Consider the following 13,607-nt stretch of genomic DNA (forward strand, 5'->3'; position numbering starts at 1 on the left):
CGCCATGCGTCTGCGTCTGATCGCGGTGGGCTCGCGCATGCCCAAGTGGGTGGAGGAAGGCTGGCACGAGTACGCCAAGCGCCTGCCCCAGGAGCTGTCGCTGGAGCTGGTGGAGATTGCGCTGAACACCCGCGGCAAGAACGCCGATGTCGCCCGCCTGATTCGTCAGGAGGGCGAAGCGATGCTGGCCAAGGTGCAACCGGGCGAGCGCATCGTCACCCTCGAAGTGCACGGCAAGCCGTGGAGCACCGAGCAACTGGCGGTCGAACTGGACCGCTGGCGCCTGGATTCGCGCACGGTCAACCTGATGGTGGGCGGTCCGGAAGGGCTGGCGCCGGAAGTCTGTGCCCGCGCCGAACAGCGCTGGTCGCTGTCGCCCCTGACCCTGCCGCACCCGCTGGTGCGGATACTCATCGGCGAACAGATCTATCGCGCCTGGACGGTGTTGTCCGGGCACCCTTACCACAAATGATCGCGTAAGCCTGTCCGATGCCGCAGCAGATCCGCCTCAAGGACCACGAGAAAGACGCCCGTCTGGTGCGCAACCGCGTCGTGGTCGGTGCGGTGGCCATCATGCTGCTGGTCGCCGTGCTGATCGCGCGTCTGTATTACCTGCAGATCATCCAGTACGACTATCACTCCACACTGTCGGAAAACAACCGGGTGCACGTGCAGCCGATTCCGCCGACCCGTGGGCTGATCTTCGACCGCAACGGGGTGATCGTCGCCGACAACCGGCCCAGCTTCAGCCTGACCATGACCCGCGAGCGGGCGGGGCAGTGGCAGACGGTGCTCGACACCATCATCGAAGTACTGGAGCTGACCGAGGACGACCGCGCGCTGTTCGAGAAGCGCATGAAGCAGGGGCGACGCCCGTTCGAGCCGGTGCCGATCCTCTTCGAGCTCAACGAAGACCAGATCGCCCGGGTGGCGGTGAACCAGTTCCGCCTGCCGGGCGTGGAAGTGGTGGCGCAGTTGGTACGTCACTACCCGCAGGGTGCGCACTTCGCCCACTCGGTGGGCTATGTGGGGCGGATCAACGAGAAAGAGCTCAAGTCGCTCGACCCGGTCAACTACAGCGGCACCCACCACATCGGCAAGACCGGCATCGAGCGCTTCTACGAAGACCAGTTGCACGGTCAGGTGGGGTACGAGGAAGTCGAGACCAATGCCCGGGGCCGGGTGCTGCGGGTGCTCAAGCGCACCGATCCGATTCCGGGCAAGGACATTGTCCTGAGCCTGGACATCAAGTTGCAGGAAGCGGCTGAACAAGCCCTGGGCGGGCGTCGTGGCGCCATCGTCGCCCTCGATCCGCGCACGGGCGAAGTGCTGGCGATGGTCAGCCAGCCGAGCTTCGATCCCAACCTGTTCGTCACCGGCATCAGCTTCAAGGCCTATGCCGAGCTGCGCGATTCGATCGATCGGCCGCTGTTCAACCGCGTGCTGCGCGGACTCTACCCGCCCGGCTCGACCATCAAGCCGGCGGTGGCCATCGCGGGTCTGGACAGTGGCGTGGTCAATGCCAGCAGCCGGGTGTTCGATCCCGGCTACTACCAACTGCCCAACTACGACCACAAGTACCGCAACTGGAACCGCACCGGTGACGGCTGGGTGGACCTGGACGTGGCGATCATGCGTTCCAACGACACGTATTTCTACGATCTGGCGCACAAGATGGGCATCGACCGCCTTTCGGCCTACATGAACAAGTTCGGTATCGGCCAGAAAGTCTCGCTGGACATGTTCGAGGAGTCGCCCGGGCTGATGCCGTCGCGCGAATGGAAGCGCGCCACCCGCCGCCAAGCCTGGTTCCCGGGTGAAACGTTGATCCTCGGCATTGGCCAGGGCTATATGCAGGCCACGCCGCTGCAATTGGCCCAGGCCACCGCACTGATCGCCAACAAGGGCAAGTGGAACCGGCCGCACCTGGCCAAGACCATCGAAGGTCAGCCGCCGGTGGACGACAACCCGATGGCCGACATCGTGCTGCGCGACAAGAACGACTGGGCGCGCGTTACCCATGGCATGGAGCAGGTGATGCACGGCGCCCGCGGCACCGCGCGCAAGGCCGCGCTCGGCTCGCCCTATCGCATCGCAGGCAAGAGCGGCACCGCGCAGGTGGTGGCGATCAAGCAGGGTGAGAAGTACGACCGCAACAAACTCCAGGAGCGTCACCGCGACCACGCGCTGTTCGTCGCCTTCGCCCCGGCCGAGGCCCCGAAGATCGTAGTGTCGGTGATGGTCGAGAACGGCGAGTCCGGCTCGGGTGTCGCTGCCCCCGTGGTGCGCCAGGTCATGGACGCCTGGTTGCTCGACGAGAACGGCCAGCTCAAGCCTGAGTTCGGCACCGCCACCGCCACTGTCGCCCAGGAACCGGCCCCGTGAAGAACAATTTCGATCGCATGCTCTCCAGCGAGGACGTGATGCGCAGGCGCGCCAGCTTTCTACAGCGCATCCATATCGACGGCCCGCTGCTGCTCATCCTGCTGACCCTGGCCGCCGGCAGCCTGTTCGTCCTGTATTCGGCCAGCGGCAAGAACTGGGACCTGCTGATGAAGCAGGCCACCTCGTTCGGCATCGGCCTGGTCTCGATGTTCGTCATCGCCCAGCTCGAACCGCGCTTCATGGCGCGCTGGGTGCCCTTGGCCTACGTGGTCGGGGTGCTGCTGCTGGTGGTGGTGGACGTCATGGGGCACAACGCCATGGGCGCCACGCGCTGGATCAACATCCCCGGGGTGATTCGCTTCCAGCCCTCGGAATTCATGAAGATCATCATGCCGGCGACCATCGCCTGGTACCTGTCCAAGCGCACCTTGCCGCCGCACCTCAAGCATGTGGCCATCAGCCTGGTGTTGATCGGCATGCCGTTCATCCTCATCGTGCGCCAGCCGGACCTGGGCACTGCGCTGCTGATTCTCGCCTCGGGCGCCTTCGTGCTGTTCATGGGCGGCCTGCGCTGGCGCTGGATCGTCAGCGTGGTGGCGGCGGCGGTGCCGGTGGCCGTGGCGATGTGGTTCTTCGTCATGCACGACTACCAGAAACAGCGGGTGCTGACCTTCCTCGACCCGGAAAGCGACCCGCTGGGCACCGGCTGGAACATCATCCAGTCCAAGGCGGCGATCGGTTCGGGCGGCGTGTTCGGCAAGGGCTGGCTGCTGGGCACTCAGTCGCACCTGGACTTCCTGCCGGAAAGCCACACCGACTTCATCATCGCCGTGCTCGGCGAGGAGTTCGGGCTGGTGGGCATCTGCCTGTTGCTGATCATTTATCTGCTGTTGATCGGTCGCGGCCTGGTCATCACCGCGCAGGCGCAGACCCTGTTCGGCAAGCTGCTGGCCGGCAGCCTGACCATGACATTCTTCGTTTACGTCTTCGTCAATATCGGTATGGTGAGCGGTCTGTTGCCGGTGGTGGGGGTGCCGTTGCCCTTCATCAGTTACGGCGGAACTTCGTTGGTGACGCTGCTGTCAGCGTTTGGCGTTCTGATGTCGATCCATACGCACCGAAAATGGATCGCCCAGGTTTGAATAAGGTGAACAATCACATGCAAGCAGTGCGTAGTTGGGCGGCCCGTTGTATGCCGTGGATCGGCGCGGTGGGGTTGCTCGGCGCTGTCCAGCAGGCCGATGCCGGCGATTACGACGGCTCACCCCAGGTGGCCGAGTTCGTCGGCGAGATGGTCCGCGATTACGGGTTCGCCAGCGAGCAACTGACGGCGGTGTTCCACGAGGTGCAGCGCAAGCAGGCGATCCTCGATGCGATTTCGCGGCCGGCCGAGCGGGTCAAGCCGTGGAAAGACTATCGGCCGATGTTCATCAGCGATGCGCGCATCGCCCGTGGCGTGGACTTCTGGCGCCAGCACGAGGCGGTGCTGGCGCGTGCCGAGCAGGAATACGGCGTGCCGGCCCAGTACATCGTGTCGATCATCGGTGTAGAGACATTCTTCGGCCGCAATACCGGTAATTACCGGGTGATCGATGCGCTGTCGACGCTGGGCTTCGACTACCCGCCGCGCGCCGACTTCTTCCGCAAGGAACTGCGCGAGTTCCTCCTGCTGGCCCGCGAGGAACAGCTCGATCCGCTCACCCTCAAGGGTTCCTACGCCGGGGCCATGGGCTTGCCGCAGTTCATGCCAAGCAGTTTCCGCAACTACGCGGTGGACTTCGACCACGATGGCCACATCAATATCTGGACCAACCCGGACGATGCCATCGGCAGCGTGGCCAGCTACTTCAAGCGTCACGGCTGGGTGGCCGGGGAACCGGTGGTCAGCCGCGCCGAGGTAAGCGGGCCACGGGTCGACGAAGGGGTGACCCAGGGCATCGAACCGGTCAAGACGGTCGGGGAGTTGCGGGCGTTGGGCTGGTCGAGTCATGATGCGCTGCGCGACGATCAGCCGGTCACCGCCTTCCGACTCGAAGGCGACAACGGCCCGGAATACTGGATGGGCCTGAAGAATTTCTACGCGATCACGCGTTACAACCGCAGCGTGATGTATGCCATGGCGGTGCATCAGCTGTCGCAACAGCTGGTCCAGGCACGGGGCGTCAAGTAATGCGCGAATTGTTCAAAGCCAACACCCTCAAGCTGCTGAGCTGCGCCGCCATCGGCGTGCTACTGGTCAGCTGTTCGTCCAGTCGTCCAACGCCCACCAAGTCGAGCGGCACGGCCGTGCGCTCGCAGCCGGGCCTGGACATCAACCGGGCGCACAAGGACGGCGCGCCGTGGTGGGACGTGGACGTCAACAAGATTCCGGACGCCACGCCGACCGTTCACACGGGCGCCTACAAGGCCAACCCCTACACCGTGCTGGGCAAGACCTACTACCCGATGCAGGACGCGCGCAGCTATCGCGCCGAGGGTACGGCGTCCTGGTACGGCACCAAGTTCCATGGCCAGAATACCGCCAACGGCGAGCTGTACGACCTGTACGGCATGAGCGCGGCGCACAAGACCCTGCCGCTGCCGGCCTACGTGCGCGTCACCAACCTGGCCAACGGTCGCAGCGTGATCCTGCGGGTCAACGACCGCGGCCCGTTCTATTCCGACCGCATCATCGACCTGTCCTACGCCGCAGCGAAAAAGCTCGGTTACGCCGAAACCGGCACCGCCCACGTGCGCGTGGAGGGTATCGACCCGCAGCAGTGGTGGGCGCAGAAGGGCCAGCGTCCACCGCTGATGCTCAAGGAACCGCAGGTCGCCCAGGCCCAGCCGGTCCCGGCCAGCACCGGCCGCGTCGAGCAGTGGACGCCTCCGCCGCAGCAGCACGCCGCGCCCGTGGTCCCGGTTCAGGTGGGCGGCAACAGCGTGCCCGGCAATCGCGGCGGCAGCTTCCTGCAGGTCGGCGCCTTCGCCAACCCGGATGCCGCCGAATTGCTGCGTTCGAAACTGAGCACCATGGTCAGCGCCCCGGTCTTCATCAGTTCCATCGTGCGCAACCAGCAGACCCTGCACCGCGTACGCTTGGGTCCGATCAGCAGCCAGGGTGAAATCCAGCAGGCCCAGGACAGCATTCGCCTGGCGAACCTGGGCCAGGCCAAGGTCGTCACGGACTGAGCCACGCGCCTGCGGCGCGTGGCCAGCGACAAGTTGAAAGCTGCAAGCTGCAAGAGGAGCTGTCCATGCGTACCGCTTGTTCTTGCAGCTTGAAGCTTGAAGCTTGCAGCTTGTAACTCACCGCTTCGCGCTTGTTCATGAATTGCCGAGGCATGCCATGTACAATGGCGGTTTTTGCCCCTTTGGGGCAGGGCTGCATGTCAGCCTGGAAATACACTGAAACGCCGCGGTTGTCCTGCGGAACATCAGACCATTAGCGATCTACGAGAGACGGATGAACATCACCAACCTTGCCAAACGCCTTTGCCTGCCCGTACTGCTGATGATCATGCCCGCTGCCTTCGCAGCCGAGCAGATGATGCCGGCACCTCCGCAACTGGCAGCCAAGTCCTACGTACTGATGGACGCGTCCAGCGGCAACGTGCTGGTCGAGAACAACGGCGACGAGCGCCTGCCGCCGGCCAGCCTGACCAAACTGATGACCGCCTACATCGCCACCCTCGACATTCGTCGCGGGCAGATCGGCGAGAACGACCCGGTGACCGTCAGCGAGAACGCCTGGCGCACCGGTGGCTCGCGCATGTTCATCAAGGTCGGTAGCCAGGTGACCGTCAGCGACCTGCTGCACGGCATCATCATCCAGTCCGGCAACGACGCCTCGGTCGCCCTGTCCGAGCACATCGCCGGCAGCGAAGACGCGTTCGCCGACATGATGAACAAGACCGCTGCCGACCTGGGCATGTCCAATTCGCACTTCATGAACCCCACCGGCCTGCCGAACCCGGAGCACTATTCGTCGGCGCACGACATGGCCCTGCTGGCGCGCGCGATCATCAACGAAGATCCGGCCCACTACGCCATCTACTCGCAGAAAGAGTTCTTCTGGAACAACATCAAGCAGCCCAACCGCAACCTGCTGCTGTGGCGTGACAAGACCGTCGACGGTCTGAAGACCGGCCACACCGAGGAGGCCGGTTACTGCATGGTGGCGTCGGCCGTGCGTGATGGTCAGCGCCTGATCGCCGTGGTGTTCGGCACCAACAGCGAGCAGTCCCGCGCTGCCGAAACCCAGAAGCTGCTGACCTACGGCTTCCGCTTCTTCGAAACCCAGACCTTCTACCAGAAGGGTGTCGAGCTGAGCCAGGCCCCGGTCTGGAAAGGCGCTACCGGCCAGGTCAAGGCGGGTCTGGCCAACGACCTGACCATGACCATGCCCAAGGGCCAGCTCAAGCGTCTGCAAGCGTCGATGACCATGAATCCGCAACTGACTGCGCCTATCGCCAAAGGCGAGGTGATCGGTAAAGTGGAAGTCAAACTGGATGACAAAGTGGTGCAGACGACCGACCTGATCGCCCTTGATGGCGTCGAGGAAGGTGGTTTCTTCCGTCGTATGTGGGATAGCATCCGCCTGTTCTTCTACGGTTTGTTCAACTGATACGTGACCTGCCATGCCCCCGAGCCATCACGCCGGGGGCATCGTTGTTGCCACGCCTTACGAGGGCGTTTGCGCCATGAGCGAAGCTGACGTCAAGTCGCACAAAATCGAGTTTCCCTGCCAGGACTATCCGATCAAGGTGATCGGCGATACCGGTGTCGGTTTCCGTGACACCGTGATCGAGATCCTCAGCAAACATGCAAAAGTCGACCTGAGCACCCTGGCCGAGCGCCAGAGCAAGGAAGGCAAGTACACCACCGTGCAGCTGCATATCGTCGCCGAAAGCGAAGACCAGTTGCAGGACATCAACAGCGCCCTGCGTGCCACCGGCATCGTGAAAATGGTGCTGTGATGCCCGGATGCCTGGGCTTCCGCGAGCTTGGCCTGCAGCCGTACGAACCGGTACTGGAGGCCATGCGTCGCTTCACCGGACAGCGCACTGCGCAGACGCCCGATGAAGTCTGGCTGGTCGAGCACCTGCCGGTGTTCACCCAAGGCCAGGCCGGCAAGCCCGAGCACCTGATGCTGCCTGGGGACATCCCGGTGGTGCAGACCGAACGCGGTGGACAGGTGACCTACCATGGCCCCGGTCAACTGGTGGCTTACCTGCTGCTGGATGTGCGTCGCCTGGGCATCGGTGTGCGCGAGCTGGTCAGTCGCATCGAAGCGAGTCTGGTCGCGCTACTGGCCAGTTACCAGGTCACGGCGGCGGCCAAGCCTGACGCCCCGGGCGTGTACGTCGACAACGCCAAGATCGCTTCGCTGGGGCTGCGCATCCGTAACGGCTGCGCGTTCCACGGCCTGGCGCTGAACGTCGACATGGACCTGGCGCCCTTTCGCCGAATCAACCCCTGCGGGTATGCGGGGCTGGCCATGACCCAGCTGCGCGACCACACAGGCCCGATCGAACTCGACGAGGTCAGGACGAGGCTGCGCGAACAGCTGGTCAGGCACCTCGACTACGCTGAGCAGACGACCCTCACGGGCGGAATCGACTGAATATGACTACTGTGCAAGAAGCCGTGCCGAATCTGATCGCGACGCAAGACGTCACGCCCCGCCCTGCGCCCAAGAAAGTCGAGGCTGGGGTCAAGCTGCGCGGCGCCGAGAAGGTGGCACGCATCCCGGTGAAGATCATCCCCACCGACGAGCTGCCGAAGAAACCCGACTGGATTCGCGTGCGCATCCCGGTGTCTCCGGAAGTCGACCGCATCAAGCAACTGCTGCGCAAGCACAAGCTGCACAGCGTCTGTGAAGAGGCGTCCTGCCCGAACCTGGGCGAATGCTTCTCCGGCGGCACGGCCACCTTCATGATCATGGGTGATATCTGCACCCGTCGCTGCCCGTTCTGCGACGTCGGCCACGGTCGTCCCAAGCCGCTGGACCTGGACGAGCCGAAGAACCTGGCCGTGGCCATCGCCGACCTGCGCCTGAAGTACGTAGTGATCACCTCGGTGGACCGCGATGACCTGCGTGACGGCGGCGCCCAGCACTTCGCCGACTGCATCCGCGAGATCCGCGCCTTGTCGCCCGGCGTGCAACTCGAAACCCTGGTGCCGGACTACCGCGGTCGTATGGATGTGGCGCTGGAAATCACCGCGCAGACTCCGCCGGACGTGTTCAACCACAACCTGGAAACCGTGCCGCGCCTGTACAAGGCGGCGCGTCCGGGTTCGGACTACGACTGGTCGCTGGACCTGCTGCAGAAGTTCAAGCAGATGGTGCCGCATGTGCCGACCAAATCGGGCTTGATGCTGGGCCTGGGCGAGACCGACGAAGAGGTCATCGAGGTGATGCAGCGCATGCGCGAGCACGAGATCGACATGCTCACCCTTGGCCAGTACCTGCAGCCGTCGCGCAGCCACCTGCCGGTGCAACGCTTCGTGCACCCGGACACCTTCGCCTGGTTCGCCGAGGAAGGCTACAAGATGGGCTTCAAGAATGTCGCCTCCGGCCCGCTGGTGCGCTCCTCGTACCACGCCGACCAGCAGGCCCACGAAGCCAAGATCAAGCTCTGAGTCGGGGCGTGTCGAACATGCCGATGTACGCTGCCAAGCGTCATCGGCATTTTTTTTGCGGCAAGCAGTGAGCGTGGTGGAGGTGCAAGGTGGAGCGCGTTGGAACAGCTGCAATAGGGTTGCCGAAGGCCTTGGTGCCAGGGGCGCGGTTTGCCATAGTGGCACCGGCGGGACCGGCGCGGGTGGATGTGGGCACGGTCACGCAATGGTTCGAGCGCCGCGGATACGAGTGCCGGATCTATCCGGGGGTGTTGCAGGCGCAGGGGTATCTGGCAGGGAGCGATGAGCAGCGCCTGCGCGATCTGCACGACGCCTTTGCCGATCCGCAGATCGACGCGATTCTGTGCATGCGTGGTGGCTACGGCAGCATGCGGCTGCTTGACCGGTTGGATTTCTCGCTGATTCGCCAGCATCCGAAACCCTTGATCGGTTATAGCGATATCACTGCCTTGCACACGGCCATTGCGCGGCATGCCGGGTTCGTCAGCTTCCACGGCGGTATGCTCAATGCTGATCTGCTCGGGGACAAGCGCGAGCCTACGGTGAGTTCGCTGTTCGCGCAGTTGAGTGGGCAGGTGGGTTGCGGCGATGTGATTGCGCATCCGCAGGACTTCGCGTTGACCACCGTGGTGCCCGGTGCAGCCAGCGGGCGTCTGGTCGGCGGCAACCTGTCGATGCTTGGCGCGACGCTGGGCACATCGGCGCAGATCGAGACCCACGACAGCATCCTGTTCATCGAGGACGTCAACGAGCCGCTGTACCGGGTGGATCGGTTGCTCACCCAGCTGCGCCTGGCGGGCAGACTGAAGGGGGTCAAGGGCGTGCTGGTGGGCGACTTCGCCGGTATTACTGTAGCGTCGATGCAGCCGTTGTTGCGCGATATCTTCGGCCCCTTGCAGGTGCCCGTGCTGGCGGGATGGCGCAGCGGGCATTGCGACCCGAATGTGTGTCTACCGTTGGGCGCGCGCGTGCGGCTGGACAGCGACGCGCAGACGTTGACGCTGGAACAGCCGTTGTTCAGCGCCTAGCCCTTGGGGAAGCGGCCTTGTGCCGCGATTGGGGCGCGCCGCAGTCCCACGGTTTTCAGCCTGGCCGCTGCCATCGTCGGGACCGCTCTGCGGTCCAATCGCGGCGCAAGGCCGCTCCCACAAGTTGGCCGGTGTAGGCTCAGACAGCTCGCACGCTCTCGTGGGAGCGGCCTCGTGTCGCGATTGGAGCGCGCCGCAATCCCACGGTTTTCAGCTTTGCCGCTCGAGCTGCGCCCTTAGCGCAGGCTCTCCAGCAGCTTGTGCGTCGGGTAACCATCGGCCGGCCAGCCCAGGCCCTGCTGAGCCGTGCGAATTGCCTTGCGGGTATTGGCGCCGATGATGCCGTCGGCGTTGCCAGCGTCGTGTCCGCGGGCGTTGAGCAGGTTCTGCAACTCGACCCGCTCGCTGCGGCTCAACGGCAGATCGTCCTTCGGCCAGGCCCCGGCGATGAAACCCCAGCCGGAGAAGCGGTCGCCCAGCAGGCTCACGGCCAGCGCATAGGACGAGGAGTTGTTGTACTTGAGGATCGCGCGGAAGTTGTCCAGCACCAGGAAGGCTGGGCCGCGCGCGCCCGCTGGCAACAGGAGTGCCGCCGACAGCGAGTTGCTACCCGCAGGCAGTTGCGTGCCGGTGGGCAGCTTCACACCCAGGCTCAGCCATTCACTGACCGGCTTGCGCTGGGCACCGTCGGCCAGCCAGTAATCGAAGCCGGCCGGTACCTGGACCTCGAAACCCCACGGCTGCCCGCGCTTCCAGCCTGAGCTTTGCAGGTAGTGCGCAGTGGAGGCCAGGGCGTCCGGCGTGCTGTTCCAGATGTCGCGGCGACCATCGCCGTCGAAATCCACCGCATGGGTGTTGTAGGTGGTGGGGATGAACTGGGTCTGGCCCATGGCGCCGGCCCAGGAGCCGCGCATGGCTTCAGGCTGAATGTCACCGTTCTGCAGGATCTGCAGGGCCGCGATGAGCTGGTCCTGGGCAAAAGTCGGGCGGCGGCCTTCGTAGGCCAGGGTGGCCAGCGAGCGGATCACCGATTTGTTGCCCTGGAACTGACCGAAGTTGCTTTCCATACCCCACACCGCCACCAGCACCTGGCGATCGACGCCGTAGCGTTGCTCGATGCGTGAGAGCAACTCGGCATTCTGCTCCAGCAGTTTCTTGCCGTTGCGCACCCGCAGCGGCGACAGCGCGCTGTCGAGGTATTCCCAGACCGGGCGGCTGAATTCCGGCTGGCTGCGATCGGCCTTGATCACGTCCATGTCCGGCGTGACACCGAGGAATGCGCGGTCGAAGGTGGCCGCGCTGATGCCGGCTTGCAAGGCCTGCTGACGGAAGCCCGCCTGCCACTGGGCGAAGGTCTGCAGCGGCTGGATATCGCCGTTGCTGTCGGCGCTGTTGGCCGGAAGGCTGACGTTGGCAGTGGGTTGGGCTGGAGCCAAGGGCAGGGCGTCGGCGGCGGTAGGTTTTTCCGCGCAGGCGACGAGCAGGATGAAGCTGGAGGCCGCGATCAGCTGGCGGGACTGCCAGCGCTGGGGAAGACTGAAGGACATGCACAGATCCAGTTTTGCAGTTCAGGTGCCGACCATATCATGCCTGCAGCTTTTTCAGGCGGCCAGAAAGCAAGAAGCCTCCCAATCTCTCGATTGGAAGGCTTCGCGGCGGTAGCTGCCTTTGCCCTTTTCCGGTCGTTCCTGGCGGCAGCGGAACAGGGGTTGGGCGATGATCGACTTGGCCTTGTTGGGGCCGTGCTTTTTCGGCTTCTTGCTCATGGCGGATTCCCGTTAGGGTGACGTTCGAGGGGCGACTGTACGGGGCGCTGAGGGGCAGGGCCAATTGAATCTGTTTATGGTCGCGGACCTGCGTGCGCTGCGGCGAAAGCACGCAGCCCCGTGATCACTGCGACGGCAGGCCAATGCGCTGGCCCGCCATCAGCAGCACCAGCCGCGCCAGGCTGGTCCACGGCGAGCCCTCGGCCTGACCCTTGATCTGTGCATCGATGCGCTGGGCGTCCTGCAACAGTTGAGTCCAACGCTGCGCCGAGAGCCGCTGCAAGGCCTTGCTCACCAGTGGTCGACGCTTGTCCCACACCGGTGGCCTGGCCTGGCTGAAGGCTTTGTCCAGCGGCACGCCCTGGCTGAATTGCTGGGCCAAGCCGGCCAGCAGGCGCAGTTCGCGGGCCAAGGCCCAGAGAATGACCGGCGGTTCCACGCCCTCGCCACGCAGCCCTTCGAGCATGCGCAGGGCGTGCGCCGCTTCGCCATTGAGGATGGCATCGACCAGGCCGAAGACATCGAAGCGGGCGCTGTCGGCGACGGCGGCTTGCACCGTCTCGACGGTGATCTGATTGCCGTCGGCCAGCAGCTTGAGCTTCTCGATTTCCTGGGCTGCGGCCAGCAGGTTGCCTTCCACCCGCGCAGCGATCAGGTCGAGCGCATCGCGCTGCGCCGACAGGCCGGCCTGGGACAGGCGCTGGTTGATCCACTGCGGCAACTGTTGGGCGTCCACCGGCCAGATCTGGATGAACTGGCACTGTTCACCGTCGATCAGCGCCTTGCCCCACTTGGTCTTCTGCGCGCTGCCGTCGAGCTTGGGCAGGCTGACCAGCAGCAGGGTGTCGTCGGCGGGCCGGGCGCAGTACTCCATCAGCGCGGCGGCGCCCTTGTCACCAGGCTTGCCCGACGGCAGGCGCAATTCGAGCAGCCGTCGCTGGGCGAATAGCGACAGGCTGGCACCGGCCTGCAGCAGGCTGCCCCAGTCGAAATTGGCGTCGGCGCTGAACACCTGGCGTTCGTCGAAGCCTTGCTGGCGCGCGGCCGTGCGGATGGCGTCAGCGGCCTCCTGGCACAGCAGCGGGTCGTCGCCGCTGACCACGTAGACCGGCGCCAGCGTGCCTTGCAGGTGCTTGTTGAGTTGGGCGGGAGAAAGCTTCATGGCGGGGCAGGGGCACCGCAGGTGCCCCATTGAGCCTCAGTTGGCCGGGACTTCCATCGGCGATTGCTGGGGCGTGTTGTCCTGCACACGCTGGGCTTCGCGCAACGCTTCGGCTTCGGCGCGGGCGCGCTCGTCGGCTTTTTGCTGGAGGTCGGCCAGTTGCGCCGGGGTGAGCTGCTGCAGGCGAACCATCATGCCCTGGACCAGTTCGCGGCGCAGTTCCTTGCGGATCTGACCGGATTCCTGGGTGGAGCCGGCGATGTTGTTGCCGTCGTAGACGTAGTCCTTGCGCACTTCCAGTTTGTCTTCCAGCAGCACGGTGTCGTTATGACCCTGCACCACGTAGTTGAGCACGGTGGTCAGCTCGTACTCCGCCGAGCGGCTACCGCCGGTGTAGGTGGCGGCGCGCTGGGATTCCTGCTCGTTGGTCAGCACCAGCTTGTAGGGTGCCCCGCTGTAGACCTTGACGCCGCTGCTCTGCAGCGACTGGCGCAGTTGTTTGACGGTGTCGCCGTAGGCGTTGCGCGCACCCAGGTCCAGCTCCTTGAAAGCCAGTTCGTTGGTGCCGGTACCGCGCAGCTGGAAACCGCAGGCGCCCAGCGCAGCGGCCAGGCCAATTACCAGCAGATTGCGTTTGATCAT

Annotated in this window: 14 protein-coding genes; 10 read left to right on the top strand and 4 right to left on the bottom strand. The window is 64.6% G+C overall.

Translation table 11 applies throughout. From position 1 onward, the window contains the following. The first annotated feature begins 4 nt into the window (after nucleotides 1-4). The 10 genes from rlmH (at nucleotide 5) to Q6A47_RS19905 (ending at nucleotide 10,037) form a co-directional block, all read left to right on the top strand. Nucleotides 5-472, top strand: a complete 468-nt coding sequence (rlmH, locus tag Q6A47_RS19860; RefSeq protein WP_039580612.1) for a 23S rRNA (pseudouridine(1915)-N(3))-methyltransferase RlmH — start codon at nucleotides 5-7, stop codon at nucleotides 470-472. 17 nt (nucleotides 473-489) lie between these two features. After that, nucleotides 490-2,385, top strand: a complete 1,896-nt coding sequence (mrdA, locus tag Q6A47_RS19865) for a penicillin-binding protein 2 (RefSeq protein ID WP_295488620.1) — start codon at nucleotides 490-492, stop codon at nucleotides 2,383-2,385. Nucleotides 2,386-2,423: 38 nt separating this feature from the next. After that, nucleotides 2,424-3,527 (top strand): rod shape-determining protein RodA, encoded by a 1,104-nt coding sequence (gene rodA, locus Q6A47_RS19870; RefSeq protein WP_052192236.1) that lies wholly within the window; start codon nucleotides 2,424-2,426, stop codon nucleotides 3,525-3,527. A gap of 17 nt (nucleotides 3,528-3,544) precedes the next feature. Then, complete coding sequence (mltB, locus tag Q6A47_RS19875; RefSeq protein ID WP_304485161.1) at nucleotides 3,545-4,555, top strand: lytic murein transglycosylase B; 1,011 nt, start codon at nucleotides 3,545-3,547, stop codon at nucleotides 4,553-4,555. Beyond that, on the top strand, nucleotides 4,555-5,556 hold the full coding sequence (locus tag Q6A47_RS19880) for a septal ring lytic transglycosylase RlpA family protein (protein WP_039580608.1): 1,002 nt from the start codon (nucleotides 4,555-4,557) through the stop codon (nucleotides 5,554-5,556). Before mltB ends, Q6A47_RS19880 begins: the two co-directional genes overlap by 1 nt. A gap of 274 nt (nucleotides 5,557-5,830) precedes the next feature. Continuing rightward, entirely contained in the window at nucleotides 5,831-6,991 is a 1,161-nt protein-coding gene (locus Q6A47_RS19885) for a D-alanyl-D-alanine carboxypeptidase family protein (protein WP_039580607.1), read from the top strand. A 76-nt stretch (nucleotides 6,992-7,067) separates the two neighbouring features. Next, a complete protein-coding gene (locus tag Q6A47_RS19890) occupies nucleotides 7,068-7,343 on the top strand; it encodes a DUF493 domain-containing protein (RefSeq protein WP_029611929.1) in 276 nt (91 codons plus the stop codon). Further along, nucleotides 7,343-7,990 (top strand): lipoyl(octanoyl) transferase LipB, encoded by a 648-nt coding sequence (gene lipB, locus Q6A47_RS19895; RefSeq protein ID WP_304485162.1) that lies wholly within the window; start codon nucleotides 7,343-7,345, stop codon nucleotides 7,988-7,990. The genes Q6A47_RS19890 and lipB overlap by 1 nt, the downstream gene beginning before the upstream one ends. Nucleotides 7,991-7,992: 2 nt before the next feature. After that, nucleotides 7,993-9,009, top strand: coding sequence for a lipoyl synthase (gene lipA / locus Q6A47_RS19900; RefSeq protein WP_039580601.1), 1,017 nt, complete (start codon nucleotides 7,993-7,995; stop codon nucleotides 9,007-9,009). A gap of 89 nt (nucleotides 9,010-9,098) precedes the next feature. Next, nucleotides 9,099-10,037: a S66 peptidase family protein gene (locus Q6A47_RS19905; protein WP_304485163.1), complete on the top strand. Its 939-nt coding sequence runs from the start codon at nucleotides 9,099-9,101 to the stop codon at nucleotides 10,035-10,037. A 236-nt stretch (nucleotides 10,038-10,273) separates the two neighbouring features. Here the strand turns inward: Q6A47_RS19905 and Q6A47_RS19910 are convergent, their stop codons facing one another. The 4 genes from Q6A47_RS19910 to Q6A47_RS19925 all read right to left on the bottom strand — a co-directional run bounded on the left by Q6A47_RS19910 (nucleotide 10,274) and on the right by Q6A47_RS19925 (nucleotide 13,607). Then, entirely contained in the window at nucleotides 10,274-11,584 is a 1,311-nt protein-coding gene (locus Q6A47_RS19910) for a lytic murein transglycosylase (RefSeq protein WP_116889367.1), read from the bottom strand. Nucleotides 11,585-11,638: 54 nt separating this feature from the next. Beyond that, nucleotides 11,639-11,803 (bottom strand): alternative ribosome rescue factor ArfA, encoded by a 165-nt coding sequence (gene arfA / locus Q6A47_RS19915; protein WP_039580593.1) that lies wholly within the window; start codon nucleotides 11,801-11,803, stop codon nucleotides 11,639-11,641. 124 nt (nucleotides 11,804-11,927) lie between these two features. Further along, complete coding sequence (holA, locus tag Q6A47_RS19920; protein ID WP_295488601.1) at nucleotides 11,928-12,965, bottom strand: DNA polymerase III subunit delta; 1,038 nt, start codon at nucleotides 12,963-12,965, stop codon at nucleotides 11,928-11,930. A gap of 36 nt (nucleotides 12,966-13,001) precedes the next feature. Then, the gene (locus Q6A47_RS19925) at nucleotides 13,002-13,607 is read right to left on the bottom strand and encodes an LPS-assembly lipoprotein LptE (RefSeq protein WP_039580588.1); all 606 of its coding nucleotides are present in this window, start codon (nucleotides 13,605-13,607) and stop codon (nucleotides 13,002-13,004) included.

The sequence above is a fragment of the Pseudomonas boreofloridensis genome (genome assembly GCF_030580795.1).
In the GTDB taxonomy this organism is placed as follows: Bacteria; Pseudomonadota; Gammaproteobacteria; order Pseudomonadales; family Pseudomonadaceae; genus Aquipseudomonas; species Aquipseudomonas boreofloridensis.

Bases quoted from the DNA above. Each gene is read 5' to 3' on its own strand.
- Q6A47_RS19890 (WP_029611929.1), top strand. From the start codon at position 7,068: ATGAGCGAAGCTGACGTCAAGTCGCACAAAATCGAGTTTCCCTGCCAG.
- mrdA (WP_295488620.1), top strand. From the start codon at position 490: ATGCCGCAGCAGATCCGCCTCAAGGACCACGAGAAAGACGCCCGTCTG.
- lipB (WP_304485162.1), top strand. From the start codon at position 7,343: ATGCCCGGATGCCTGGGCTTCCGCGAGCTTGGCCTGCAGCCGTACGAA.
- holA (WP_295488601.1), bottom strand. From the start codon at position 12,965: ATGAAGCTTTCTCCCGCCCAACTCAACAAGCACCTGCAAGGCACGCTG.
- rodA (WP_052192236.1), top strand. From the start codon at position 2,424: ATGCGCAGGCGCGCCAGCTTTCTACAGCGCATCCATATCGACGGCCCG.
- rlmH (WP_039580612.1), top strand. From the start codon at position 5: ATGCGTCTGCGTCTGATCGCGGTGGGCTCGCGCATGCCCAAGTGGGTG.
- mltB (WP_304485161.1), top strand. From the start codon at position 3,545: ATGCAAGCAGTGCGTAGTTGGGCGGCCCGTTGTATGCCGTGGATCGGC.
- lipA (WP_039580601.1), top strand. From the start codon at position 7,993: ATGACTACTGTGCAAGAAGCCGTGCCGAATCTGATCGCGACGCAAGAC.
- Q6A47_RS19885 (WP_039580607.1), top strand. From the start codon at position 5,831: ATGAACATCACCAACCTTGCCAAACGCCTTTGCCTGCCCGTACTGCTG.
- Q6A47_RS19880 (WP_039580608.1), top strand. From the start codon at position 4,555: ATGCGCGAATTGTTCAAAGCCAACACCCTCAAGCTGCTGAGCTGCGCC.
- Q6A47_RS19925 (WP_039580588.1), bottom strand. From the start codon at position 13,607: ATGATCAAACGCAATCTGCTGGTAATTGGCCTGGCCGCTGCGCTGGGC.
- Q6A47_RS19910 (WP_116889367.1), bottom strand. From the start codon at position 11,584: ATGTCCTTCAGTCTTCCCCAGCGCTGGCAGTCCCGCCAGCTGATCGCG.
- arfA (WP_039580593.1), bottom strand. From the start codon at position 11,803: ATGAGCAAGAAGCCGAAAAAGCACGGCCCCAACAAGGCCAAGTCGATC.